The organism is Nostoc sp. JL23, assembly GCF_017115065.1.
Taxonomy (GTDB): domain Bacteria; phylum Cyanobacteriota; class Cyanobacteriia; order Cyanobacteriales; family Nostocaceae; genus Nostoc; species Nostoc punctiforme_A.
Genome location: NZ_JABXKN010000061.1, coordinates 1 through 26287 on the forward strand (window position 1 = coordinate 1; position 26287 = coordinate 26287).

Sequence of the window (26287 nt, forward strand, 5' to 3'; positions counted from 1 at the left end):
TATCTAGCATCTATAGATTCCATAGGTGATATTTTTTGTCAATGCGTAAGTCCTAGTATTTTATTTACAAAAATTTATTGGTAGTGTAATTTTGTTGGTCAAGTCATAAAAAAATATATAAATATATAAATATTAATTAAGATTAAGCATTAAACACTTTGTAGCCAAATTTAGGTACTGCTCTGCAAAACTAGTATAAATACTAATATAAATAATCTTAATTTACCAATATTTTAGGTTACATACCAGAATTCACAGCACGCCTCAGCCAAGAAAATCAGATAATAGACACCTCAGCTACAATTCGTAGAACTGAAAAATTACATACCAAAAAGGCAAAAGAAAATATGCTAGTTCTTAAGATGTAAGCACAAATTTCATTTCAATATTAATGAATATACTAGTTGCTGTTGGTTTTCCCTTTTGCTTTTCCTTGGTTGCCTGATAAATGTTTGCTGCTTCCAATCAATTACTATGGTCTATGATTGGCTTACTCCTGACAATGGGTGGTACCTTCTTAGAAGTTTATGGCATCACCTTTCCTTGGACTTGGAGTCAGCACGGAATTCAGACTTTTTCTTTAGGTGTCACTTTTCAAATTGGCGCAGTATTGTTGGTGGGTTGTTTAGGAGGCAAAAATGCGGGTGCGCTCTCGCAAATTGCTTATTTAGTCATGGGGTTAACCTTATTACCAGTATTTGCCGATGGCGGCGGTATTGGTTATGTCAAGCTGTCTCAGTTTGGCTATCTACTAGGTTTTATTCCTGGAGCTTGGATTTGTGGCTTAGTGGCTTTTAAAGCGAGACCTCGACTAGAAACTCTTGCCTTTAGTTGTCTCTGTGGCTTGTTAACTCTCCACATCTGCGGTATTACTTATTTGATTATCAGCTATTTTTTTCAGTGGAAAGGCACAGAAAATCTACCCTTGATGCAAGCAATCCTTAGATATTCTTGGTTTGCACTACCAGGTCAACTAACCGTGGTCTGTGCAGTTACTGTAATAGCATATATATTGCGTCACTTAATGTTTTATTAGTTCATTGCCTTTCGTCCTTTGTCATTTGTCAAAAGCTCATGACCAATGACCAATGACTAATGACCAACGACCAACGACCAATGACTAATTCGCCATGCATTTAAAAAATCGTCTTTTCTGGATCGCTGCCTTCATCGCTTTTTTCTTAGACCAAATAACAAAGTACTGGGTAGTACAAAGCTTTAGCCTGGGGCAGACACTACCACTCTTACCTGGGATATTTCACTTCACCTATGTCACTAACACTGGTGCGGCTTTTAGTCTATTGAGTGGGAAAGTAGAGTGGTTGCGCTGGCTATCTTTAGGAGTGAGTCTAGTATTGATAGCGTTGGCGTTAATTGGCCCAACATTAAATTTGTGGGATCAGTTAGGCTATGGGTTGATTTTAGGTGGAGCTATGGGCAACGGTATCGATCGTTTTGTTTTAGGCTACGTCGTTGATTTTCTTGATTTTCGCCTGATTAACTTTGCTGTATTTAATGTGGCAGATTCATTTATTAGTATCGGTATTGTTTGCCTGTTAATTGCTTCCTTGCAAAAAACACCGACTTCAACTGGCAGATCCCATTAAACTATTAAGCCTGGGATGATTAATCCCAGGCTATTGACTTAGTGAAACCTTTACTTAGTCTTATATGCGAAGACTTGACGTATAAGGTTTTATCAATTTTTATTTGTCACCTAACACCAGTTTACATAACTGATGCAAGAGTTCAAGAAAGATGCACCGACGATCGCTGATGGCAAACTAGTATTTAGATTACGCCCAGCTTTAAATTTAGTTACCTGTGGTAGGAGTTTTTGGTGAACTAGAGCCGGGAGTACTGGGAGAGCTACCTGGTTCGATACTGCTGCCAGGAGTGCCAGGAGTGCCAGGTTGGTCAGGTGTAGTTGAGCTACCTGGTTCGGTAGTGCTGCCAGGAGTAGTAGGTGCGCTTTCAGGAGTGGTTGGAGTAACGCTTCCTGGTGCTGGAGTTAGGTTACTAGGTGCGCCTTCAGGAGTGGTTGAGCTTCCTGGTGCTGGAGTTAAGTTGCTAGGTGCGCCTTCAGGAGTGGTTGGAGTAACGCTTCCTGGTGCTGGAGTTAAGTTGCTAGGTGCGCCAGGTGCCGGTGGGGTTATGCTTCCTGGTGCTGGAGTGGTTTCGGGAGTGCCAGATTCAGGAGGAGTGGTTCCTGGGGCAGTTGTGCTATCAGGCGTTGTTGTTTCTGCTGGTGTTGTTTCTGCTGGTACTGTAGTGCTACCAGGAGCGCTAGGGGTGGCTGCTGTGCCGCCGGAACAGCGCGAGTTGAGCGGAAAATGCTCGCACAGAATTTTCATCCCTTCTGGCGACATTTTAATTTCCGCTGGTGCACTAGTGGAGTCGCTACTAGATTGGGCTATGGGGGATTTACTGGATTGGGCTACAGCAATATTAGTGGTAAGTGCCAAAGATAAAGCTGTACCAATCAGGGTCAGAGATTTTCCCATCATTCTGAAATTAACCTCAACAGAACACTCGCCCTATTAAAGCAGATAACTAAGATTTAGAAAATCCTCCTAAATGAAGATATTTAGGTTTGTTTCAGAATATGTGGATATGTAAAATTGGTAACAATTAAATCAGTTGTTTGTTACTAGCTAGTGTTTAAAAAGACAAAATTTAAAATTATACTTGTAGTTATTGAACAAATAATGCTAGCTATTGATAAGCCTTTGAGAATATAGAAGAAATTTTTCTTATATAGAGAAGTGACTAAAATCACAAATAAGTTCTAGCCATAATATTAAGATTAAGTATAAATTAAATCAATAAAGTCCCGTATAACTAATTTATGCTTTGGCTTATGAGTAAAATGATGAAAGATTAACATCTAAAATTGATTGTAATTCGCCCGATTCTTCATTAAAAACTGTGATGTGAATAGCCGATGAGTTCTCCCCAACCCCCTCACAAGCCACAAACGTTACTAGGTCAACTGACTCAAGCAGTACATACGATTCAAGCTAGGGTCGATTTTTCAAAATTGGCGCTCAAGCCTAATGCCAAAGTACCAGAACTTTGGGTGCAGGATGCGGGGGCGGATAAAGCAGAGGTATATCCACTGTTGGGCGATCGCTATATTCTCGGTCGTAGTTCCAAATCCAGCGATATCGTCATCCGTAACCCTGTTGTCAGCCAAATTCACCTCTCATTATCGCGGAATTCTACTCAGCGCACACCAGTTTTCACGATCAAAGACGAAAACTCCACCAATGGCATTTATCGTGGCAAACGTCGTGTTAGTTCTCTAGAACTGCGTCATGGCGATATTCTGACTCTCGGCCCCCCAGAACTCGCTGCTTCTGTACGATTGCAATACGTCGATCCACCAGCATGGTATGTCAAAGCTGCAAGTTGGACAGCTTATGGAGTTGGTGGTGTCAGTGCCCTATTAACTTTAGTGATTGGCGTCGAATGGCTGAAATTTTCAGTCAAACCTCTACCGACAGCGACACGCGCCCCAGTAGTTGTTTACGCCCGTGATGGAGCCACTCCTCTGAGAGAGCCTCGGACTACCTCTCATGTAGATATGAAGCGATTAGAGGAATTTGGCCCTTATTTGCCTGCTGCAGTAGTGGCTTCAGAGGATAGTCGTTATTACTGGCACTTTGGGGTTGATCCTCTAGGGATTTTACGAGCTGTGTTGATTAATAGCCGCAGCGGAGATGTGCAACAAGGAGCCAGCACTGTCACCCAGCAAGTTGCCCGCAGTTTGTTCCGCGAGTATGTAGGTAGACAGGATACCCTTGGTCGCAAATTGCGAGAGGCGGTTGTCGCCCTCAAGCTGGAAACCTTTTACAGCAAAGATGATATTTTGCTGATGTACTTAAATCGGGTTTTTTTGGGAGGTGATACCTCTGGCTTTGAGGATGCAGCCCGATATTACTTTGAGAAGTCGGCTAAAGAATTAACTTTGGCAGAAGCAGCAACATTGGTAGGAATTTTACCTGCTCCCAACGCTTTCGATTTTTGTGGGGATGGGCCAAATAAGCTAGAAGCGGCTGAATACCGAAATCGTGTTATTAAGCGGTTGCTGGAGATGGGCAAAATTAAAGCAGAGGATGCGAACCGAGCTAGACGCTCCACTGTCCAAATTAGTCCTAAAGTCTGCGAACAGCAAGCTAAAACGATCGCACCTTATTTTTACAGTTACGTCTTCTCTGAACTCGAATCAATCTTGGGAGAGGGAGCAGCAAGAGAAGGCAATTATATCATTGAAACCAAGCTCGATCCAGCGATACAGAGACAAGCAGAAGCAGCATTAAGTAATTCGGTCAACAACTCTGGTAGAACTTTTAAGTTTTCTCAAGGAGCAGTAGTCACTCTTGACTCTAGTACAGGCAGTATCCTCGCAATGGTAGGCGGGACTGATTACAAAAAAAGTCAGTTCAATCGTGCTGTTCAAGCCAAAAGACAGCCAGGTTCCACCTTCAAAATCTTTGCTTACACTGCTGCTATTCAACAGGGAATTTCACCATCTAAAAGTTATTCTTGCGCCCCTTTAACTTGGCAAGGCTTTACTTATAAACCCTGTCGTGCAGGTGCTGATACTAGCTTCGATATTGCCACTGGGCTGGCGCTTTCAGAAAATCCTATCGCCTTGCGAGTTGCTAAAGAAGTTGGGCTGGATAAAGTTGTGGCAATGGCGCAACGTTTGGGGATAAAATCAAACCTCGATCCGGTTCCTGGCTTGGTACTGGGTCAAAGTGTAGTCAATGTTTTAGAAATGACTGGTGCTTTTGGCGCTATTGGCAATCGCGGTGTGTCAAATCCTCCCCATGCCATTAACCGAATTTTAGACAGTGGTGATTGCAGCGATCGCAATGATATCAAAACCTGTCGTGTAATCTACTCCTTCGACCAAGATCCAGGTGCCAACAAACGAGTGTTGACAACTAATGTCGCCGATGAAATGACTAGTTTGATGCGTGGTGTAATCGCAAGAGGTACTGGTCGTAGTGCTGCCATTGGGCTAGGGGAAGCTGGTAAAACTGGCACAACTGATAAAAACGTTGACTTGTGGTTTATTGGTTTTATCCCCAGTCAGCGACTTGTAACTGGCGTTTGGCTGGGAAACGACAATAATTCCCCGACATCTGGTAGCAGCGCTCAAGCAGCTCAGTTGTGGGGAAATTATATGCGGAGAATTACACGGTAATTGGGGATTGGGAATTGGGCATTGAGAATTGGGAACTATTGATCAATAAATGATCAATGGACTTTTGTGAGAAGACCTGATTTTGAGGAATTAGAAGTTTATCAACTTTCTGAAAAGCTTGCTAATGAAATTTGGCGTATTGCTAAAGGATGGGACAATTTCACTAAAGATACATTGGGCAAGCAAATTGTTCGGTCTGCTGATAGTATTTGTGCGAATATCGCAGAAGGTAGAGGTAGGTACAACGACCAAGACAATCGGCGTTTTGTCAAGATTGCGAGAGGATCTTTGTATGAAACTATCAGTTGGTTGAGGTTAGCCTACGCCAGACAGTTATTGACAAATGAACACGTAAGCAGATTTAAACCAATTCTTGATGAACTGTTACCCAAGCTCAATGCTTATCTAAAAGCCATAGGGAATAGGGAATAGCAACTTAATGCTCTTGCCCCATGCCCCATGCCCTATACCCCATGCCCCATACCCAATTACTGATATCCCTTCCAAGGAGTGACTTCCAGCTTGCCGTTAGGCTTGAATATCACTTGAAAGTGGGCTAGAGGTTCTTTGTCATTGGGAGCAGCTACATTAGAACCATAGATGGCGTTAAACATCTTAGGAAGAGGTGTTTCCCGGAAATAATCAAAGGCGACTTGATTAAGTGGTTCATAGTCAGCAATTACACCATCTTTGTTGACTGCTACCCGATATTTCAAATCTCGCGTAAAGGTGGGGGTGCCACTCCAGGTTTGGCGAACTGTATTATAAAGTTTTTTATTTAAACCTTTAGTGATATTAGAGTCAGTAATTTTTGCACCGACGACCTCTGGTGTCTTAGCATATCCTCGCCAAGGGCTAACTTGCAGCACACCATTTGTAGTAAACACTATTCGGAATTGGGCGATTGGTTCATTAGAAATGGGAGCGCGGTTAGCAGGATTATAAAGTAGGTTAGGCAGAGGAGTTTGCTCGACTCCTTGATTGGCCTCTTTATTCACCGCTTTATAACCAACGATCGCTCCATCCGCAGCTACACCCAAACGATAGATCAAATCCTGTTGCAATCCTGAACGTTTAGTCCAAGCTGGATGAACTTGGTTATACACTTGACGATTCAATGCACGTAGCTGGGATGGATCGGTAATTTCTGGAACTGTATTTAAAAGTGCTTCTAAATCTTTGACTACTGGCTTTTCATTAGCTATGGGTGTTGCTGTAGGTGTTGCAGCCTCGATGGGTGTTGCAGCTGCTGATGCTGGAGGATTAAGGCTCTTTGTTGTAGAGCTAGTTTGCTCATCTGGCTTAGGCTGCGGTGGACGAATTTGGGGAGGTGGAATCAGGTTAAATGCGATCGCTGCTACTGCTAAACTCGATACTCCTACAGCCGCAGGAACAGCTTGCCTAATTACAGCCTGACTAGCACCACCATAGCGTCTAGTAACTGGTTGTAGTTCTAGGGATAATTCTGGTAAAGTCTGGGTATCAGCAAAAAACTGATCTACTGCTTCTACTAAATCAAACAACTGTACCGTATTCAAATCTATTTCAATAGGCGGACGTTTAGAATTATTAGAGTGAGACTCGAACCCCTCTGGAGCATTCTCTGAATGTATGATTAACCTGTGGTGGTTCCCGTCAATTTTTTGAAACTCTACTAGCTCCGATTCCTGGTTGTGTGCTTGCGGATTGGGTACAGTACTCAGAAATTCTTGGGCGTAACCACTAACAGCCCTCACCAAACTTTCAAAAAATTCTCGCCCTCCGGTGAGGGGTTGATTGTAACCAGATAAATAGCATTCTGCATTTACCAATATTGATAATTCTGGGCGCATTTCCTGGAACTGTGCAGCCCTAGTGACATCACTTAACCCTTCTAAAAGAAGAGTACAATTAGGTAGACTGTACTTACGTTGAATATTCATTCCACTTCACCGTCAAAAAGACTAATCCAGAACCGCTGCATTCCAGCAGTACCAGTACAAAATAGTAATTGTCCTAACAAATTTATTGCTAGCGCATCTAATTTTTCATCAGAAGTTAATGCTAGTACACCAGAACGTCGAGCATTCATCCGGCTTTTAAAATGCGCTCTAAACCGCTCTAGGTAATTAGATAGCCGCAAATTCTGTTCTAATGGAATCTGTTTTTCTTCCATTTGTTGACATATCATTAATAGCTGGCGGATGACAACAGTTAAACGCCGTGCTATGTAGCAAGCAATGACCACCAAAGCTTTTGCTTCCATAATAGTTAAGGGACGGCGCATGTGCGCTCTTCGTAGCGGGTTAGAGCTACGCATCCGCCATAAATTCACCCTGTCTTTAACAATTCCTTTCAGATCCAACTCTTGAGCAAAAGCCAGGATTGCTTCCGAACCACCAAGTTCTAAAGCTTCAATTGCCAGTAAAATCAGGTCAATTTGCAGCCTGGTTCTCCGAGGACACGTTTTGGAAGCGATCGCAGGATCTGGTAAAGTGTCCAGAATCATCGGCAGTGAGTCTTGGGTTGAACTGTTGAACGGCGTTAAACTTGCTGAAACATTCATTCTATAAATACCTTGTGCGGTTCCAACAGACTAGATAAAACAAATTTAAGATCGGTAGCCAAGACTTGAGCCTTAGACTTGTCGCAGTAGCATGACTACCTGATATATACATTACTTAACTCTTTCTACTCAAAGTTTTCCCTATATTGAAATCAAAATTTTAAAACATAACTAAATTCACCTCATTTATTAGTGAAATACTTTTTATAGCTTGGTTTAGATTCTAATTATCGTCAATGAAGAGCGAAGTTTCAGCCTTGACTCCCACTTGACCCCCAGCGTATGACATTATAGTGTACGATTTTTCAGGTATCTGAAATTGGGTATTGAGCATTGGGCACTTGTACTGAGCGAAGTCGTTGGCGCAGCCTCTCGTAGAGAAGTATTGGGCATTGCTTATTAATTTTTCTACCTCATTCCCCATGCCCCATTCCCCATTCCCTACTCCTTTATTCCCCATTTTATGGATTTAAAGTCTCTCGTTCGTGACATTCCAGATTTCCCGAAACCCGGAATTTTATTTCGGGATATTACTACGTTACTGCGCGATCCAGAGGGACTGCGCTATACTATTGACTTTTTAACACAAAAATGCAATGAAGCTGAAATAACAGCTGATTATGTCATTGGTATGGAGTCGAGGGGATTTATTTTTGGTGCACCTCTGGCTTATAAATTAGGAGCTGGTTTTATTCCCATCCGTAAAAAAGGGAAGTTACCAGCAGCCGTTCACTCAATTGAATATGAATTAGAGTATGGTACAGACTGCCTAGAAGTGCATCAAGACGCTTTACACCAAGGTAGCCGAGTTTTGATTGTGGACGATTTGATTGCCACAGGTGGAACTGCGAGTGCTACAGCAAAGTTAGTGCAGAAAATTGGCTGCGAACTAGTAGGATTTGGGTTTATTATCGAGCTACGGGATTTACAAGGGCGTAGATATTTGCCGGATGTGCCGATTATCTCTTTAATTGAATATTAGTCATTAGTCATTGGTCATTAGTCATTAATCATTGGTCAATAGCAAAACAACTGGCAAATGACGAAAGACAAATGACGAAGGACAAAATATAAATGACAAAGGACAAAATATAAATGACAAAGGACAAAATATAAATGACAAAGGACAAAATATAAATGACAAAGGACAAAATATAAATGACATCTACGAAAATTTCCTTGGAGACAGGTCGGGATTGGCTAATCGGGCTAGTCACGAGCGAAACTTTTGTTTATGTGGCAAAGCGGCTATTGCAGGCACTGCTAACTTTGTTGTTGGCGTCAGCGTTGTCATTTTTCATCATTCAACTCGCTCCCGGTGATTATGTAGATACGCTGCGGCAAAATCCGAAAATATCTCCAGAAAGAATTGAGGAAATCAAACGGCAGTTTGGTCTGGATAAGTCTTGGCCAGAGCAATTTGGGCTGTGGCTATGGCGAATCTTGACCAAAGGGGATTTTGGCACGAGTTTTATTTATCAACGTTCAGTGGCATCGCTGTTGTGGGAACGAGTACCAGCGACTTTGCTATTAGCGATCGCATCTTTAATTGTCACATGGGCGATCGCCATACCTCTAGGGATCTTTGCTGCTGTTAAACAAAATAAGCCAGCAGACCGGATTTTACAGGTGATTAGTTACGCAGGACAAGGCTTTCCCAGTTTCATCACTGCCTTAGCGCTGCTGGTTTTAGCCCAAATCACCTCACCATTTTTCCCAGTGGGTAGTATGACTAGCATTAACCACTCAGAACTGTCGTGGTTTGGCAGAATCTTAGATATCGGCTGGCACATGATTTTACCAACGATCGCACTCTCAATTACTAGTTTTGCTGGTTTGCAACGCATCACTCGCGGCGAATTATTGGATGTTCTGCGTCAAGACTACATCCAAACAGCTCGTGCCAAAGGTTTGCCAGAAAACCGTGTTATCTACGTTCATGCACTCCGCAACGCCATAAATCCCTTAATTACGTTATTGGGTTTTGAATTAGCTGGTTTATTAAATGGTGCTTTCATAGCCGAATTTTTCTTTAACTGGCCTGGTTTAGGGAGATTGGCTTTACAGGCTTTACAAGCTCAAGATTTATATTTATTAATGGCAAGCTTGATAATGGGCGCAGTACTGCTGATTGTTGGCAATTTAATCGCCGATTTGATGCTCAAAGCAGCCGATCCACGCATTCGCCTAGAAAATCTCAATTAGCAGCAATTCTAAATTCAAAAAATCAAAACTTATTGGGATATTTCCAGGGTACTGCCAACTATCAAACAACAAATAGCTAAATAGCCAGGATGCGGATGTCATTGAAGAAAGTCTTCCTGATTCCTCATCCCGTCTTGAATTTGCCTACTCTCAGTGTCAGGCTAATTCTGCACACTGCAAAATCTAGAATTGCTGTTTAATTAGTTATTTTACCAAGATTCAGACTGACTTCTTGCTCTCACATATTTGAGAGTTTTTTCTAAGCGGGCGGCGGGAATCGAACCCGCATTAATAGCTTGGAAGGCTATAGTTTTACCACTAAACTACGCCCGCAAATTTCCAACTCTATCAATATAACACAGCTTCTGCCAAAATTCAAGTATTTACTTGGAATTGGCGGATTGGATTGTAATCCTGACATACAGATTGCTTAATTCTGGTTTTGTGCCATTGTTATTGTGGGCAGCAAGAAAGTTTTCTGTTTTGAAAACTTCATTGAGGGCTTGCTCGTATATGCTTTTTTCACTTTGCAGTGCTACTGGTTCTATTTCTAGAACTACGGCTTGTTTAAAATTACCATTGTTATCAATTATTAAGCTAGCCAAGAGTTGTGCTGGCTCAAGTCCCGAATTGTGGACAAGAAAACTTGGGTCTAATTGTTTTGTGTTGCTTCCTTTGTATAAAGCGATAACGTCGGGTAAAGCATCTTGTCGGAATCCTTTTGATTGTATCAAGCTAATCACTTCATCTCTAGATAAGGGAGCTACTATTGCTACCGATACTCCCCCTGTAGGAATTGGTGGAGTTTCTCTAGTCGAAGTTGCTGGAGTTTCCCTAGTTGAAGTTGGTGGAGTTTCTCTAGTCGAAGTTGCTGGAGTTTCCCTAGTTGAAGTTGGTGGAGTTTCTCTAGTCGAAGTTGCTGGAGTTTCCCTAGTTGAAGTTGGTGGAGTTTCTCTAGTCGAAGTTGCTGGAGTTTCCCTAGTTGAAGTTGGTGGAGTTTCCCTATTTTCAGGTTCTGAAACTGGTCGATTTGATGGGATACCTGTTGGTAGTTGCGTTCCCTTTCCCAGTTTAATTTCTTGACGACGGTTCCAAGGTAAATTACCGACTGGAAGTGTAGGTGTCGGTGTGGCTTTAGGTATCGGTATCGGTGCGGGTGTGACTTTAGGTGTAGGTTTTGGTGTGGTTTTAGGTGTAGGTGCTGGCGTGGGGACTATCTGCTGTCTAGAAGGTTCGCTATTAGGTTGAGAGGCGTAAATTCGGCTCTTTTTCTGGAGATTCTTAGGGGTATTTATTGCGCCAAAATCCTGATTTATAGGCGTAGTTGGTGCTGTTTGTGATGAACGTGCTGGTACAGACTTTTGAGTTGAGGATAGTGGTTTTGACGAAACTATTTTGGCTGTTGATTTTGATTTGATTATTGATTTTGTTTTAGGAGCAATTTCTATCAATTCGATGGGAACAGCAGATTGATTTTGCTGGGGAAACCACAGACTAAATGCATTAGATGAGCGCATCAACCAGAACACCAGCAAGTGCAGAGAGACTGAACTGACAACGACAAAAATCCACAAACCTGGTGGATCGGTGTGTCGTCTCCAGACCTTGGCTGGAATTGGAGTTTTATCTGCAACCGATGGTGTCATATTATATAAACTGGATATGATTAGGCACTGTTACTCATTGGTAATGCTTTAAAATACCAGTCTAAATTTTAGCGATTAACCATTACCTCTGGTGAAACAGCGAAAGTCAAAACTGTTTCATCTACTCCTTTAAGTTCTAGCGGACTACCTTTAGTAATTTCTCCTTCCTGTAAATAATCTGCTACGGCAGCAGAAACCAGGATTGTACCGGGAAGTGCAGCAGCTTGCAACCTGGCAGCAATATTCACACTTGGGCCAATAGCAGTATAATCCGCACGTTCAGCGCTACCAAACATCCCCACAACAGCAGTCCCTTGGTGGATACCACATCGGAACTGTACGCTAGTAAGTCTGTCACCATCGAATACACCTTGGTCTCGCCAGCGCTGATTCAAGTCAGCCAGTGAGCGGTGCATGGCTCTTGCTGTATTGATGGCACGACGCACTTGTTCATTGGGGGTTAGTTCTTCTGGCGCTCCATATAAAGCTAAAATAGCATCTCCCATAAATTTATCTACAGTGCCGCCATTGCCAAATACAACCTTGGTCATAGCTTCTAAATATTCATTTAGCAATTCTGCGACTCGTCGGGATCTGAGAGTATTTGATAGCTGTGTAAAACCTACGATATCACTAAACAAAACTGTAATTAAGCGTGGTTCTGGGCGCAAATCTAACGTTAAATCTCCGGTTGCGGCTTTTTGCACCAATACAGCCGGTAAAAAGCGCTTTAGCACCGATTCTGTTAAATAAGTATTTAGCTCCACGATTCGCCGTTCATTTTCTTTTAATGCTAAAAGATTGCGAACTTCTGCCAAAAGTTCCCGATCGTTGAATGGTTTTGCTAAATAAGCGTCCGCGCCATGTTCTGTACCTTCAATGCGGGTTTCCTCATCTACTTTCGCTGTCAGGAGAATGATTGGTGTTCCTTTCAACGTCTCCTCATGGCGGATCATCTGAATCATCTCAAGTCCGCTCACTAAGGGCATCATTAAGTCAGTCACAATCAAACTGGGTATAATTTCTTTAGCTTTACTGTGCCCTTCATGACCGTTACGAGCCGTCTGTACATGATAGCCATTGCGGCGGAAAATCTCAGATACATAGGTTCGCAAATCGGGATTGTCATCTACAACTAAAATTGAGTGCTGAGTCTTAAGTGCTGAGTCTTTAGTATCAACACTGGAGGAGAGATTTATTGTAATATCTTCAATATTGTCTGTTGTTGACTCTACTAATTCTAAATCAGCCAATTCTACGCTAGCACGGCTCGTATTCAGTTCGGTAGGCGTTTCTAGTACTTGCTGTGCAGGTAAATGAGCATTCCCAGTCACCAGCCATAAACTAAAGGTAGTGCCTTTACCATAAACTGATTCCACAGTGACTTGACCACCATGTAATTCTACTAATTCTTTAACTAAAGCTAAACCCAAACCACTGCCTTCATAGGAACGGTTTGCTGAACCTTCAGCTTGGCGAAAGCGCTCAAATAGGTGAGGAATTTGTTCTTTAACAATACCAATTCCAGTATCTTGTACTTGCAATATGCAACGATCGCGCTCAGATTTTAGTCTGACACTGATCGTCCCACCTTCAGGAGTAAACTTCATGGCATTTGACAGAAGGTTATAAACCACCTTGTCAAATTTTTCCATGTCCAAGTACACCGTAGAACATTCATCTAGCTGGGTAACGAGATGCAGTTTCTTTTTCTCGCAGTAGGGACGAAAAGATTCCACTATTTGGCTGACAAATTCGACTAAATCGCAGGGATGGAAATTTGGCTGCATTCTCCCCGCATCTAGGCGTTGTAAATCCAGAAGTTGATTTACCAGTCGCAGCAGGCGGCGGGAGTTACGCAGGGCGATCGCACTTTGAGAGTAAGATAATCCCTCACCAGCCGCCACCGCCGACTCTAAAGGCCCTTGAATCAAGGTAATCGGTGTGCGAAACTCATGGGAAATATTTTGGAAAAATTCGGTTTTTTGTTTGTCTAATTCCAGTAGGCGTTCAGCTTGTTGGCGGGTTTTTTGATATAAGTGTGACTGCTGCACGGCGATCGCGGCTTGCGCTGCTACTGCTTTCGCCAAATCGATATCAGATGGCAACCACTGACGTACTTTTTTACCTTCATGCAAAGTAATACTACCAATACATTTGCCATCAGCCAATAATGGCACAAACATTAGCGACCGCGCTGGCATTTTTAAAGGCAAATCAAAACCCCGCACATCCGAAGGAGCATGGCTCACATTACCAATTACCACAGGTTCATGTGTCTGTAGCATTTGTTGGAGGATGGGATTCTCCTGTATAGATGCTTGAGAATAGGGTAATCTCTGGCTTGGTAGATGATTATTGCTACTTGAGCTATTGTCTGGGGTTGGCGATGCCTGCGACGGGCTGTGCCTACTTAAATTTTCTAGATGTTGAAAACTGTCATACAAGGCCACACACTCAACAAACTCATCTTCCTCAGTCCACAAAGACAAGACACAGCCATCGACTTGTAAAGCTTGTCCCAATTGCTGAGTGATCGCCGCAAAGATATCTTGAGGATCTAGGCTAGAGCGAATCGCGCTAGTAATCGTATTAATCAAGCTCTCTCGCTTGGCAAGGGCACGTACTTGTTCGTAAGCATAAGCTTGAGACAAAGCCAAGGCTGCCTGATCCGCTACCATCAAAACTAGCTGCACCTCATCATCCCCCCAGAACCGAGGAACAGAACACTGGTGCAGTGCTAACACTGCCATCAATTCTTGTTGGCAGATCAATGGCACAACCAAACTAGAACAAATGTTAGCAGCAGCAAAAGCTTGCCCACGCTCACGCAGTTCGGGAGTGTTACCGTGAATGCGCTCATCATCAATCACATCGTGAATCACCTGAACTTCGCGGGTTTCCCACACCGTCTGAGCCAAAAGAGGCAGAGAAGTTGCAGAGGATATAGCGGGCAGAGTGGAAAGACTTACTGCTACTTCCTCTTTGCTCTCCTGCACCTCTGCTTCTTCAGAAACAGGCTTTTGATAAATAAACCCTTTATCCGCCAACTGCTCATCTTGAAAGGAACGTAGCAGACAAACATCCACTTCCAACATGTGACCCACTGTATCTACAATTGCTTGCAAAATTTGTCTGTAGTCTAAAGCACTGCGAATCGTATTGGTAACGGTATTCAGCAGCGATTCTTGACGGAGTGTGCGGGTAAGTTCGCGGGTTCTAGCTTTGAGGACATTGTGGGTATCCAAAGCTTGACGTACCACTGCTTTTAGTTCCTCCGCTTCCCACGGTTTGGTTACATATTTAAATACCTTGCCAGCATTGATTGCTTCCACCAAGTCTTCGACATCGGTGTAGCCAGTTAAAATAATCCGGATAATATCTGGATATTGAGTTGCTGTTAGGCTCAAAAATTCTGTACCGCTCATCATCGGCATCCGCTGATCGGAGATGATCACCGCGATCTCTCCCTCTTGAGCCAGCAGATCGAGGGCCGCAGGGCCAGAGGTTGCCCTTAGCACCTTATAATCACGATAGAAAGTGCGGTAAAGCAAGTCAAGGTTGTCTGGTTCATCATCGACAACCAAAATTTTAGGCTTACTGTTTGCTTGGGATTTCATGCACCGCTTTCCTGCTGCAACGGCAGTCGGATAAAGAATAATCTGATCAGGTAAGAATTTTTCTGAGTCAGGTAAGAGCAGAGCATTTTGACCAATAGGGCTATTTGGCTACATGACTGCTGAGTGTAGGAGCGTTTACTCACAGTAATTCGTCTCAATTGCTTGTGCCGATTACCATTTGCGTTGGTGCAGTGTAATTACTTTCATTGCCAGTTTTAGTGTTACAGAGTCGACGCTTGCTTGCCAAATCTTTTTTCACCTCCTGTGAGCAATGTCTGATAATACATACAGCGCTCATAGCCATCTGAAAAATCCAGATAAAGCTGCATATTAAGTTTTCCCTCCACAGCTGTTGTAATAACACTTGCAGGTAAATTTTATTTATGGTAGTCATGGTAGAGTCAGTGAAATTAGAACAATAAGATTTAAAGCCAAAGTATACTATTAGACAAATACCTCTTTCTAATTTAGCAATCAGAACTATCATTAAGACAAGTGATAGTGGTTGAGGAGTTAGAAATTAGGGTTTAGGAAACCTTACAGATTCTTATCCCAGTACCTGTACAGCCTATTTGGATAACTTGGTAGCAAAGTAGTATAAGTGTAGCGGTAACTGCAAAAAACAAGTTCAGTACTGTAACCAAGGGTGGTTTGAAACCAGAGTTTGCCAATAGTGTACTTACTTAACAATTTTGGAGATGCTGCTTACAGACAAGTTATGCTATTCCTCTGCCCACTCGCTCAAAGCTCTATCACTTTACAGATGTTTTTGTGGCAATCAGTTTGATATTCTGTCCACCTAAAACAAGGTATGCAATGAATATACTGAATTTAAGGTTATAGATTTATGAAGTTGTAACTCCTAATACTCTTTCAAAAATGCAGGTTATAAAACTCAAAACTAAAGTGTAAAAATTTGTTTAATCGACAAGCAAAAGCGAATTAGCAATATTGGTTCAGTTAAATCTCCTGGGCAACTCTTAAGTTCTGATTTAGTTTAAATCTTGTTTTAGGATATTTGAGAAAATTTTTGTTGAATAAAATCAATACTAAACTAGCCTTGAAATATCGGTTTTTTCACCCATACCACCAACAGCCAATCGATCCAGCATCCTGCCAATTCCAAATTCGTACAGCTACACCTGCTGATTTGATTGGTGTTGCCCAAATTATTACTGAAAGCTTTCACTCCCACAAGGGTATATGGGGATGGGCTTTTCCGTTGCTACGTCTGGGTATTTACGAAGACTTAAGGCATCGGATGGCATCACCTGCGCCCCGTCATGTGTGCTTAGTTGCCCTTGAAGCTACTACTGGTGAGGCTAATAACTTAGTAGGAAGTGTGGAAATGGGTGTACGCTACAGTAGTGATTCATGGAGCCAAATTGGTGTAGGTTTTCCTTACTTATCTAATTTAGCGGTTCACCCAAAATACCGTAGACATGGTGTGGCTTCAGGATTACTTACTAGCTGTGAAAAAGTCTCTCGCGAGTGGGGATTTCAAGACTTATATCTCCATGTTTTAGAAAATAACCATCAAGCACGACAGCTTTATTTCAAGCTGGGATATCGAGTGCATAAAGTCGAATCTAATTGGAATACACTTCTTCTAAGACGCTCAAGCCAGATGTTATTGCATAAGCACCTGAGTGCTGATTCCATTCTCTGAGTTTTGTTTTGGCAATTGTCAAGTTTTGTATTCCATTCCAATTAATTCGATAAAATCTGTAACTCATAGCGGTAATCAAACACAAAATAAGCTAAACCACGTCTACCTTTATAACCACAATTATTTTGACTCAGAGAAAGCTCAAAACTCAAGCCAGGACTAGATAATATACTCTTATTAAGAACTCTAGGTTTTCAAATGAACGGGGTTTAATTAGAAATTTAGCCAATATTAGCTAAATATCCATATAAATCCGCTTTGATTTCCAGGACTTACTTGATTTAGCAGGCAAGAGCTAACGATAAAGAAGGCTCTTTGAGTTATACTAAGTTTTTTCACGCAATCAAATAGGAGTCTTAATAAATCAAAACTCAAACATGTTTGTTAATTTACGAAGCGAGTAAAAAGCTTTTGATAATTTTTTATCAAAAGAATATTTTATTTTAACTTTTTACGAAAAATGCCCTCGTCGCTATAAACAAATTATCTTTTTGGCAAATATTTTTAATATTAAAAAATGTTAAATTTAGCTTTTGGGATTTATGCTTAACAAATTTTTTAAAGCAATCGATATAGATGAAAATGGACTATAATGGGAACATACGCTAAATCGCGTTGAAAGAAATCATTACTTCCTCATAATAACTTTGTAATTCATATATTCATCTTTATAAAAACTTTAAGAAAACACTAGTATAGTTTACAGACAAATGTAGTTATATCTCATAAAATATAATCACTTAATTACTGAAACAACGCCTATATATTGCTATTTTTAGTGAGATTGACTAGAAAGGTCTTGATAATAAAAGAATTCAAAAACTTGATTTGATATAACAGCTAGTTCCGTTTTGAAGTGCATACTACAACAACATTCATTAAAAGTTTAAAAAACATGGATAGCGAACAGCATCGACGCTATCAGACCTCTATGGTATCAACTTATTACCCTGAAACTACTTTCCTTGACTCTGTTGTCATGTCAGACGGAACTGAGCAATCGCAAGGCTCGGATATCCTTACACGTTTGCACAGTGGAGAAGTTTTCATCGTCAATAGTCGTAGGCGAAATGGATTAATACTCTTTAAACGCTACCATGCAGAGTTTGCTGGGCCTGGGGCTGCTGTCGGTGGGGATTATGATTGTGATTGCCAAAGGGCACTGCCCATAGGTAATCTGTCTTTATTAACTCCTGAATCTAATGAAGAACGCCAGAAGGCTTACTTGATTAGGCGACAGTGGATTCGATTGATCAAACAAATTACAGAAAACCCACTGCCTGGGCAGCGAGTCCAGAAAATTCTCGATCAATTTGAACAATACTTTCCACCAGAAATAGTGTCTCTTTTGCCGGATGTTGCCTTTGCTCTTTTAGTGGGTGTGCTGCCACAAACAGTTGGAGTAGTACGCCGTTTGGGCAGTGAGGTGAATAGCAGGTTTAATTACTGAGTAAATTGCTAAGATGACAAATTTGCCAAAGCAGCTTTTACTCGATTAACGGTGCGACCATTCTCCTCTATCGTTCCGACAGTAATTCGCAATCCTCCGCTAATGTGCCGTACAAGAGTGCCGAGTGTTCTAAGTTTCTGGTGGAAAGTTTTTAAAGCAGCATCTTGTGAATTAAAGCTATTTGGTTTAAGACGCAGGTAAATAAAGTTGGCAGCACTTGGGGTGACTTGTAGTTCTGGTTGCTGGGATAAAATTTCGATGAGTTTGGCTCGTTCACTCAGGGTCTGGGGAATTGATTCCAGCAAAAGTGTACGATTTTGTAAACCAACTAATGCTGCTGCTATGGAAAAACTGGGGAGATTATAGGGTAAGCGAACTTTTTCTAAAATGGCGATCGCTTCGGAATGAGCGACGCAATAACCAATACGGAGAGATGCTAATCGGAAAGCTTTAGAAAAAGTGCGTAATATCACCCAATTAGGATGCTGTGCTAATTCACCTACTAGGGTAGTTTGGCTGAATTCAAAGTAAGCTTCATCAATTACTACTAAAATATCCTGTGGCAAACTTCTTAGCCATGCCAACTCTGCCGCAGTTAAGCTGTTGGCAGTCGGCGAATTGGGATGCACTACGAAAACCACGCGAATCGGGGGATTTTGAGTTTGTTCGATCGCAGACTGTGCGGCGCTTATGTCAATTTCAAAATTTGTTTCATTTCTTCCCACCGCCACTACAGGAATGCCCAAAGTTTGTGCCAAAATGCCGTACATTGAGAAAGTGGGATTGGCAACGAGAATTGATCCTTCTCCTCCTAGACAGGTGGCGATTAATAAAGAGCGGATTAGTTCATCTGAACCATTACCAACAGAAATATTGGCAGCAGTAAACAAGGATGATGAGAGGGCGGCTGACTGATTAACGTACTCAGCGATCGCATCCTTAAGTGTTTCATGTCCACCATCGGGATAACGATTTGTTTCAATTACTTGCTGATACGTCCACGCCAGCTTCTCTTTTAACTCAGGTGGTAAATCGTAAGGGCTTTCATTTGTATCTAGCCGATCGAACTGTGTGGCGACAGAATCGGCTGTATCGCTACTGGGGTGAGGTTTATAAGCAGTGAATTGGGCTAAATCTGACCGAATGAAGGGAAGCATAGTTTTAGTCATTAGTCATTGGTCATTAGTCATTGGTCATTAGTAACTAACAAAGGACAAATGACTAAGGACATTAGTTATGTGTGAGTCTAATATTTTACAACTTCAAGGTAATTGGCAAAAGAGGCGAATTGACTGCCAAATTTCTTCCATAACATTACTCAAGGCGTGATCGCTGTCGAGTTCGACTAACTCCACCCAAGGACGCGATTGCGCAAAGTCCTGACTAGCTTTTATGGGAATGACTTCATCCTTTTTCCCATGCAAAATCAGCGTGGAGATAGGGCGTTGCAAAAGCTTTTCTTGGTATTGGGCAGCATCTGTAACGAAATCGTAACTTAAGGGAAGTGGGCGCTGCTCCCCATAGTGGTAGACCATGATATATTTTTCCTGTTGCCAACGCTGTACTTCTTCATCCCCTAGCTTAGGCAACCAATGGGATAAAAACCCGAAAGCTGGTGCTAGCAAAACTAAGCGTTGCACTTCCAAACTTTGTTGTCCCAAATGGGCAGCAGTCAAACCACCCAAACTTGAGCCAATGAGTGTTACTGGTGTAGAATCATTGCTGAATTCTGCGGCCACTTGAGTGAGCTGACGAGTGATTGTCAATTGGGAAAAATCGCCAGCATTGAGATCGGGAATTTTCAGATTTGTTTGAATTTGGGTAAAGTGATCGCCTATATCCTGCGCTTTGGCAGATTTAGGGCTAGAAGCAAATCCGTGAAGATATATGTAGTCCAAAGTTGTCAATAGTTAGGAGTTAAAAATTATTGAGTGTTGATAAATAAAGATTTATCAATTGTTGTGGCTCACTTATAATTCATAACTCAGAACTCCTCACTCCTAAGTTTTATTAGCGCATTGTGACAAATTCCTCTGCGGCTGAGGGATGGACACCCACAGTAGCATCAAAGTCTTTTTTGGTTGCGCCCATCTTGACTGCGATCGCTACACCTTGGATAATCTCAGCGGCACTTTCACCTACCATGTGAGCGCCTAGAACTTTGTCGGTGTTGCCATCAACCACCAACTTCATCATTGTCTTCTCTTGCTTACCAGTCAAACTGTGGTACATGGGGCGGAAGCGAGTGCGAAAAATTTTGACGGCATCACCGATTTTTTCCCGTGCTTCGGCTTCTGTCCAGCCGACTGTTGCGGCTTCTGGGTTAGAAAATATGGCTGTGGGCACAGTTTCGTGACTGAATTCGCGGCGATTATTCCCAAATTCAGTATCGGCAAAGGCGCGACCTTCGCCAATGGCCACGGGAGTTAAATTGATTCGGTCGGTGACATCGCCAACAGCAAATATATTCGGTTGACTAGTTTGACTATATTCATTGACTGCGATCGCATTTGTGGTTGGGTATCCAGGCCCTTCGATAGAACTAGCTACAACATCAATCCCAGCGTTTTCTAAACCTAATCCATCTACATTGGGAGTTCGACCGGTCGCTACTAAAAACACATCGGCAATCAGTGGTTCTTGGTCATCCCCTGATAAAGTCAGTTTCAACCCTTCTGGGATACGTTCAATTGCTTTCACCACATTATTCTTAATCAAGCGAATTCCGTGGTTCGTCATACCCTCTTCAATTTCTATGCGGACATCTTCATCAAAACCATTTAAAATCTTTTCACCTCTAGTAATTTGTGTCACCTCAGAACCCAAACCGCGCATAATACAAGCAAATTCCGTGCCGATATAACCAGCGCCAATAATGACGATGTGTTTTGGTTGTTCTTTTAGATGAAAGATTTCGTTAGAGGTAATGCCATGTTCCATCCCTGGTAAATCTGGCTTGACAGGACGCCCACCAACAGCAATTAAAATTTTGTCTGCTGTAATTTTGCGTCCATCAACTTCTACAGTGTGGGGATCTACCAATGTGGCGCGACCAGAAATTAGTGCCACTCCAGCTTTTTCTAAGAAGTTGATGTGTAGCTGCGACAGCCGCCGAACTTCCTTATCTATAGATGTAATGAAATATTCCCAATCAAACTCAACATTACCTACTTTCCAGCCATAGCCTGAAGCGTCACTGAACAGTTCGGGAAAGTGAGAGCCATAGACCATGAGTTTTTTGGGAACGCAACCGCGAATCACACAAGTGCCACCAACTAAATCATATTCAGCGATCGCCACTTTTGCGCCGTAGCTAGCCGCTCGTTTGGAAGCCGCCAAACCTCCAGAACCCGCACCAATTACAAACAGGTCGTAATCAAAAGCCATAAGTTTATGTTCTCTTTAGCAACAAGTGAGTTCCTGGGAACTTACACACAGAACGTGATTGAACTATATAAGGATATCCGGTGAATGCTGTGTAAGTCCTGTCCTTGATTTAATCTAGCGTTAGCAGATGCTATCTGGTCGTAGGGAATATCACTTTTTGCTTTGGTGGCAGTAAAGGCAGTAGTTAACAGTTGTATAGTTCTGCCCCTAATCGAGCATAAGTCTGTGCTACTGCATTGAAGCAGCTAAGTTCCACAGGAATTACGCAAAATTATGACAAAACATACTGCCTTCGGCGTTTGCATAGCATTTTTTACCCCATTAGCAATTTTTATGTACTTGGAGAGTCAGTTGGGGTTACAGGTGTTGGAGTTACGGGTGTTACAGGTGTTGGAGTTACGGGTGTTACAGGTGTTGGAGTTACAGGTGTTGGAGTTACAGGTGTTGGAGTTACAGGTGTTGGAGTTACGGGTGTTGGAGTTACGGGTGTTGGATCTATTGGGATTACGGGTGTTGGAGTTACTGGAGTTACAGGTGTTGGATCTATTGGGGTTACGGGTGTTGGATCTATTGGGGTTACGGGTGTTGGATCTGTTGAGGTTACAGGTGTTGGAGTTACTGGAGTTACGGGTGTTGGAGTTACTGGAGTTACGGGTGTTGGATCTGTTGAGGTTACGGGTGTTGGAGTTACTGGAGTTACAGGTGTTGGATCTATTGGGGTTACGGGTGTTGGATCTATTGGGGTTACGGGTGTTGGATCTGTTGAGGTTACAGGTGTTGGAGTTACTGGAGTTACGGGTGTTGGAGTTACTGGAGTTACGGGTGTTGGCTCAACTGGGGTGTCGGGTGTTGTCTCAATTGGGGTGTCGGGTGTTGGCTCAACTGGGGTGTCGGGTGTTGGCTCAATTGGGGTGTCGGGTGTTGTCTTAGTTGAGGTGTCGGGTGTTGTCTTAGTTGAGGTGTCGGGTGTTGTCTTAGTTGAGGTGTCGGATGTTGTCTCAGTTGAGGTGTCGGGTGTAGGAGTTAGCTGCACAAAAGAGGGGTTTTCAATTACTCCCTCGCCTTTTATCGGTGGCTGTGCTTCCAAAGCCGCAGAAGTTTCAGCTTGAACCTGCCTATTCAAATCAAGTTCCCGAACCATCTGGCTCGTTTCATAAAAATTTCTTAGATCAAAATCATATAACCTCTGAAATTCGCCTTTAACTATAATCACCATTTGTCCTGCTTCCAAAACCTGAGTTTGAGAAGCTTTCTTGTTAGAAACTTCAATGCCGCTATTTGTTAGCGCACCCACAATCGTGGTGTCTGTTTGTTGGTCGTAGCGTACAAATAATGCTGAACCACGAATTGCTGCTGCTGCATTTGGTGTTTGTATACGTGTTTGCCCCTTTCCTGGTGGGATGAGCAACAACACAGTCCCGTTTGTCAGTTTAAAGTCACGAGTTTTCGGCAAAAATTGAAATAACGCCTGTTCTCCAACTCGTGCCAAAGAGCCATCATTAAAACGCAAATCTGCTAGAGAAGCTCGGCCAGTTGACAGCCCGTCCCCAGGAGTCATTGCATCTAATTTGCGTGCAGCACGTTTCTTCAATTTATCTTTGGGTATTAGTTGTACGATGTTGCGGAGGTTCTGAATCTCTGCTCGCGTTAGAGGAGTTATAGCACTTACCCGATTTTGCAAAGGCAGTACTATAAGTCCCCATAAACCAATCACCAATAATGGAAACGATTTATAAAACATAGTTTGAGAAATTGTGACCTTTAACTAATATCATAAAATTTAAAGTTTAAGCTAATGCTAATTGTTGTAAGAGTTTTTTAGGTAAATTAGTTTAAATTTTAATTTAGATTTAATGCATCAAATAGATAATCAATGAAATATATGTATTTAATTGATTTAAGTTTTTCTTATGAAACTGAAATTGTATGTAATCAAGTCTGTGGGAAATTGGGAAGTTAGTATTTGATATAAAAAAATAAACGAGAAGTACCTTACATATAATCCTTTATAATCACTTCAGGCAGAGAGTCATTAATTATGGGGGACAATAACTTGCTAAGATTTGTTGTGAAACTATCCACTGGCTGTATTTCACTAAAATTTAAGCAGGAATTTTATCGGAGCATCTCAGTTTTACAAAAAAAATCTGGGAAAAATCCGAAAAGCAGTAATTTTAGTTTGTAGTTTCAGTATATACCTACAAAGCTAAAATAGATGCAATCAACTGTATCTTTGTAGTCGGAACTTCCGATACAACTTGTTGGTCTACATTTGCCAAACGCAATCAATGCGATCTAACCAGATGCGACTCAAGAACTGGAAAAATTTGTTTTTTTGTATTTTGTTAACGTCCAGTGGTGGAAGCTGGTGTTGCATTAGAGTAGATGCGGCAGAATCTGCAATTACAGATGTTTTGCATCCTAATCATTTAGCAAGTATACAGGTAACTCATGAGCAGTTATGTCATAAGTTGGAGCAAAAAGCAATTAACTCTTTGTGCAAGCTGTCGAGTGAGTCACATACTTTAGACTTTCCGATGCCGTTAAATCTGGCACAGCAAACACCAGAAACGACTCAAATCCCAGATCAAACCGAAGAACCTATAGATACTCAAAAGCAAAATGACCCGCCACAGCTAGAATCTCCGCCAAATAATTTGCCCATATCTCCTTCAGACTCAAAGGAGCAACTATTAAATTTACCTGAGAGAGAGTATTCTCAAAGGCGAGAGAGGTTGATAGAACTGCTACGATCGCCAAAACTACCATTTGAATCTAATAGCGATCGCGAATTGGGGTTGCGGGTACGGTTACGACCCCTAGAACAACAGCTACCACCACCGACAGAACAACCTGTACCTCAGTTTAAACCTATCGGCTATCTACAAGGACGTGTCGGCTACTTCCAGACAAATAACATTTTTTCCTCAAATGATAGTCCCATAGAAGATGGTTTAATTATTTCTGGACTGACACTAGCCTCTACATATTTCCCTTTGGGATCTAAGACTTTTGTAAATGGCTCAATTGATGGCAATCTGATTCGTTATATAAATCAGTCAGAATATCATTACAACCAGTTGAGATTCAATCTCAGTATTTACCAACAGCTATCCCAACGAATGTTTGGAGAAATCAGTTGGAGCAATCAACATTTATTTTATGCCAACAACAGCGATCGCTTCGATAGCTTCAAAGCAGGCGATCGCTTTTTAAATGAAAATTCCCTACAACTGTCTTTGGGACGGCGAGATCCCCTAACTTCAAGATTAACCCTAGATAGCTTCTACGAATTGAGTGTAAATTTTGCCGATCCCCAAAGTCGTAATCGGATAATCAATTCCTTTTGGGTGTCTCTGAACTACTACCTACAAAAGCCTCTCCAGGTTGGTATTGACTACCAAATGAGTTTATCAGACTTTACACAGCGCGATCGAGAAGACGAATTTTACCGGCTATTCGGACACTTAAATTACCGAATATCCGATACCATTTTTATGAATGTCCAAGCTGGAGTAAGTTTAGGTAGTTCAACCGCCGAAAACATTGATTTTGATGGCTGGTTCTTCAGTATTAATTATGGTTTGCAATTAGGTAAGTTTTGAAATTTGTCATTAGTCATTTGTCCTTTGTAATTTATCCTTTATTAAAAACTAATGACCAATGACCAATACTTCGACTACGCTCAGTACAAGTGACTAATGACTAATGACTATAAATAGGAAATCCAATCACTCCAGCTACCAACATAAAGTTTCCCCTTGCTAATACCAGCTAATTCTAAAGAAAGTAAATTCACACAAGCAGTAACGCCAGAACCGCAATATACGAATATTTCTTCAGATGTTTCTAGCTTTTCCCACCGACGCCGTTGTTCTTCTTGAGGAAGTAGGTAGCCGGAAGAGTCTGTAACTTCTTGCCAGGGATAGTTGACTGCACCGGGAATATGCCCAGCAATTTTATCAATTGGCTCTCGTTCACCTCGGTAGCGATCGCTCTCTCTTGAATCTACCAATACTACCTTGTGGCTATCTTTGCGGCTTTTTACCGCTGTAATATCTACCACCTTTTCTGTTTGTACTTGAGCGACAAACGTACCCATTCGAGGGGGAGGAATAACATCTGTAACAGAATATCCAGCTTTTTGCCATCCAGTCAAGCCGCCATCTAGTACTGCTACTTGCTCATGTCCTAGATAGCGCAACAGCCACCATAGACGAGCTGCAAAAGCAAAGCGCGAATCATCATAAGCTACAACTAAACTTTTTTGGTAATTTACCCCAATCGCTGCCAATTTGTTAGCTATATCATTAGGGTTAGGTAAAGGATGTCTTCCGCCATGCTTACCCACTGGACTGGAAAGATCCTGATTCAAATCCAAGTAATACGACCCCTCTATATGACTTGTTTGATACTGTTGTTGTCCTAATTGTGGATCGGCTAAAGAAAAGCGACAATCCACAATAACGACTTGTGGATCTTCTAGATGTTTAAAAAGCCAAGCTGGCGAAACAACAAATTGGGAATTGGGCATTAGTCATTATTTAATT

Annotated in this window: 19 protein-coding genes and 1 tRNA gene; 9 read left to right on the forward strand and 11 right to left on the reverse strand. The window is 42.0% G+C overall.

The annotated features are described in order from the left end of the window. The first annotated feature begins 448 nt into the window (after positions 1-448). Together HWQ42_RS12650 and lspA are read left to right on the forward strand one after the other, a co-directional pair. Positions 449-1036: a biotin transporter BioY gene (locus HWQ42_RS12650; protein WP_292738469.1), complete on the forward strand. Its 588-nt coding sequence runs from the start codon at positions 449-451 to the stop codon at positions 1034-1036. 94 nt (positions 1037-1130) lie between these two features. Beyond that, positions 1131-1607, forward strand: coding sequence for a signal peptidase II (lspA, locus tag HWQ42_RS12655; protein ID WP_289795760.1), 477 nt, complete (start codon positions 1131-1133; stop codon positions 1605-1607). A 207-nt stretch (positions 1608-1814) separates the two neighbouring features. Here lspA and HWQ42_RS12660 read toward each other — a convergent pair whose 3' ends face one another. Continuing rightward, a complete protein-coding gene (locus HWQ42_RS12660) occupies positions 1815-2507 on the reverse strand; it encodes a hypothetical protein (RefSeq protein WP_292812440.1) in 693 nt (230 codons plus the stop codon). A 437-nt stretch (positions 2508-2944) separates the two neighbouring features. Between HWQ42_RS12660 and HWQ42_RS12665 the strand changes: the two genes are divergently transcribed. After that, entirely contained in the window at positions 2945-5215 is a 2271-nt protein-coding gene (locus HWQ42_RS12665; protein WP_292812442.1) for a transglycosylase domain-containing protein, read from the forward strand. Between the two features lie 66 nt (positions 5216-5281). Then, positions 5282-5647, forward strand: coding sequence for a four helix bundle protein (locus HWQ42_RS12670; protein WP_292812444.1), 366 nt, complete (start codon positions 5282-5284; stop codon positions 5645-5647). A 56-nt stretch (positions 5648-5703) separates the two neighbouring features. On the opposite strand, the gene HWQ42_RS12675 is transcribed toward HWQ42_RS12670, so the two are convergent. Both HWQ42_RS12675 and HWQ42_RS12680 read right to left on the reverse strand, forming a co-directional pair. Beyond that, complete coding sequence (locus HWQ42_RS12675; protein ID WP_292812447.1) at positions 5704-7137, reverse strand: DUF4335 domain-containing protein; 1434 nt, start codon at positions 7135-7137, stop codon at positions 5704-5706. Further along, positions 7134-7760, reverse strand: a complete 627-nt coding sequence (locus HWQ42_RS12680; RefSeq protein ID WP_292738464.1) for a DUF3038 domain-containing protein — start codon at positions 7758-7760, stop codon at positions 7134-7136. Before HWQ42_RS12680 ends, HWQ42_RS12675 begins: the two co-directional genes overlap by 4 nt. A gap of 463 nt (positions 7761-8223) precedes the next feature. On the opposite strand from HWQ42_RS12680, the gene HWQ42_RS12685 reads away from it, so the two are divergent. Together HWQ42_RS12685 and HWQ42_RS12690 are read left to right on the forward strand one after the other, a co-directional pair. Further along, on the forward strand, positions 8224-8742 hold the full coding sequence (locus HWQ42_RS12685) for an adenine phosphoribosyltransferase (protein ID WP_292738463.1): 519 nt from the start codon (positions 8224-8226) through the stop codon (positions 8740-8742). A 176-nt stretch (positions 8743-8918) separates the two neighbouring features. Next, positions 8919-9965 carry an ABC transporter permease gene (locus HWQ42_RS12690; RefSeq protein WP_292738462.1) on the forward strand — a complete coding sequence of 349 codons (1047 nt, stop codon included), beginning with the start codon at positions 8919-8921 and terminating at the stop codon, positions 9963-9965. Between the two features lie 262 nt (positions 9966-10227). Here the strand turns inward: HWQ42_RS12690 and HWQ42_RS12695 are convergent. The 3 genes from HWQ42_RS12695 to HWQ42_RS12705 form a co-directional block, all read right to left on the reverse strand. After that, positions 10228-10298, reverse strand: a tRNA-Gly gene (locus HWQ42_RS12695). 50 nt (positions 10299-10348) lie between these two features. Then, positions 10349-11611 (reverse strand): hypothetical protein, encoded by a 1263-nt coding sequence (locus HWQ42_RS12700; RefSeq protein WP_292812449.1) that lies wholly within the window; start codon positions 11609-11611, stop codon positions 10349-10351. A gap of 68 nt (positions 11612-11679) precedes the next feature. Beyond that, complete coding sequence (locus HWQ42_RS12705; RefSeq protein WP_292812451.1) at positions 11680-15231, reverse strand: response regulator; 3552 nt, start codon at positions 15229-15231, stop codon at positions 11680-11682. A 1033-nt stretch (positions 15232-16264) separates the two neighbouring features. Here HWQ42_RS12705 and HWQ42_RS12710 point away from each other — a divergent pair. Continuing rightward, positions 16265-16900, forward strand: a complete 636-nt coding sequence (locus HWQ42_RS12710; protein ID WP_292812454.1) for a GNAT family N-acetyltransferase — start codon at positions 16265-16267, stop codon at positions 16898-16900. Positions 16901-17795: 895 nt separating this feature from the next. Beyond that, complete coding sequence (locus tag HWQ42_RS12715) at positions 17796-18350, forward strand: hypothetical protein (RefSeq protein ID WP_292738458.1); 555 nt, start codon at positions 17796-17798, stop codon at positions 18348-18350. A gap of 8 nt (positions 18351-18358) precedes the next feature. Here HWQ42_RS12715 and HWQ42_RS12720 read toward each other — a convergent pair whose 3' ends face one another. The 4 genes from HWQ42_RS12720 to HWQ42_RS12735 all read right to left on the reverse strand — a co-directional run bounded on the left by HWQ42_RS12720 (position 18359) and on the right by HWQ42_RS12735 (position 23478). Beyond that, positions 18359-19507 (reverse strand): histidinol-phosphate transaminase, encoded by a 1149-nt coding sequence (locus HWQ42_RS12720; RefSeq protein ID WP_292812530.1) that lies wholly within the window; start codon positions 19505-19507, stop codon positions 18359-18361. Between the two features lie 105 nt (positions 19508-19612). After that, positions 19613-20248, reverse strand: coding sequence for a YqiA/YcfP family alpha/beta fold hydrolase (locus HWQ42_RS12725; RefSeq protein ID WP_292812456.1), 636 nt, complete (start codon positions 20246-20248; stop codon positions 19613-19615). Between the two features lie 112 nt (positions 20249-20360). Further along, on the reverse strand, positions 20361-21737 hold the full coding sequence (gene gor / locus HWQ42_RS12730; protein ID WP_292812458.1) for a glutathione-disulfide reductase: 1377 nt from the start codon (positions 21735-21737) through the stop codon (positions 20361-20363). Positions 21738-22068: 331 nt separating this feature from the next. Continuing rightward, positions 22069-23478 carry a FecR family protein gene (locus tag HWQ42_RS12735; protein WP_292812461.1) on the reverse strand — a complete coding sequence of 470 codons (1410 nt, stop codon included), beginning with the start codon at positions 23476-23478 and terminating at the stop codon, positions 22069-22071. A 562-nt stretch (positions 23479-24040) separates the two neighbouring features. Here HWQ42_RS12735 and HWQ42_RS12740 point away from each other — a divergent pair. Continuing rightward, the gene (locus tag HWQ42_RS12740) at positions 24041-25342 is read left to right on the forward strand and encodes a hypothetical protein (protein ID WP_292812532.1); all 1302 of its coding nucleotides are present in this window, start codon (positions 24041-24043) and stop codon (positions 25340-25342) included. 107 nt (positions 25343-25449) lie between these two features. Here the strand turns inward: HWQ42_RS12740 and HWQ42_RS12745 are convergent, their stop codons facing one another. Then, positions 25450-26271 (reverse strand): sulfurtransferase, encoded by an 822-nt coding sequence (locus HWQ42_RS12745; RefSeq protein ID WP_292812463.1) that lies wholly within the window; start codon positions 26269-26271, stop codon positions 25450-25452. Positions 26272-26287 lie beyond the last annotated feature (16 nt).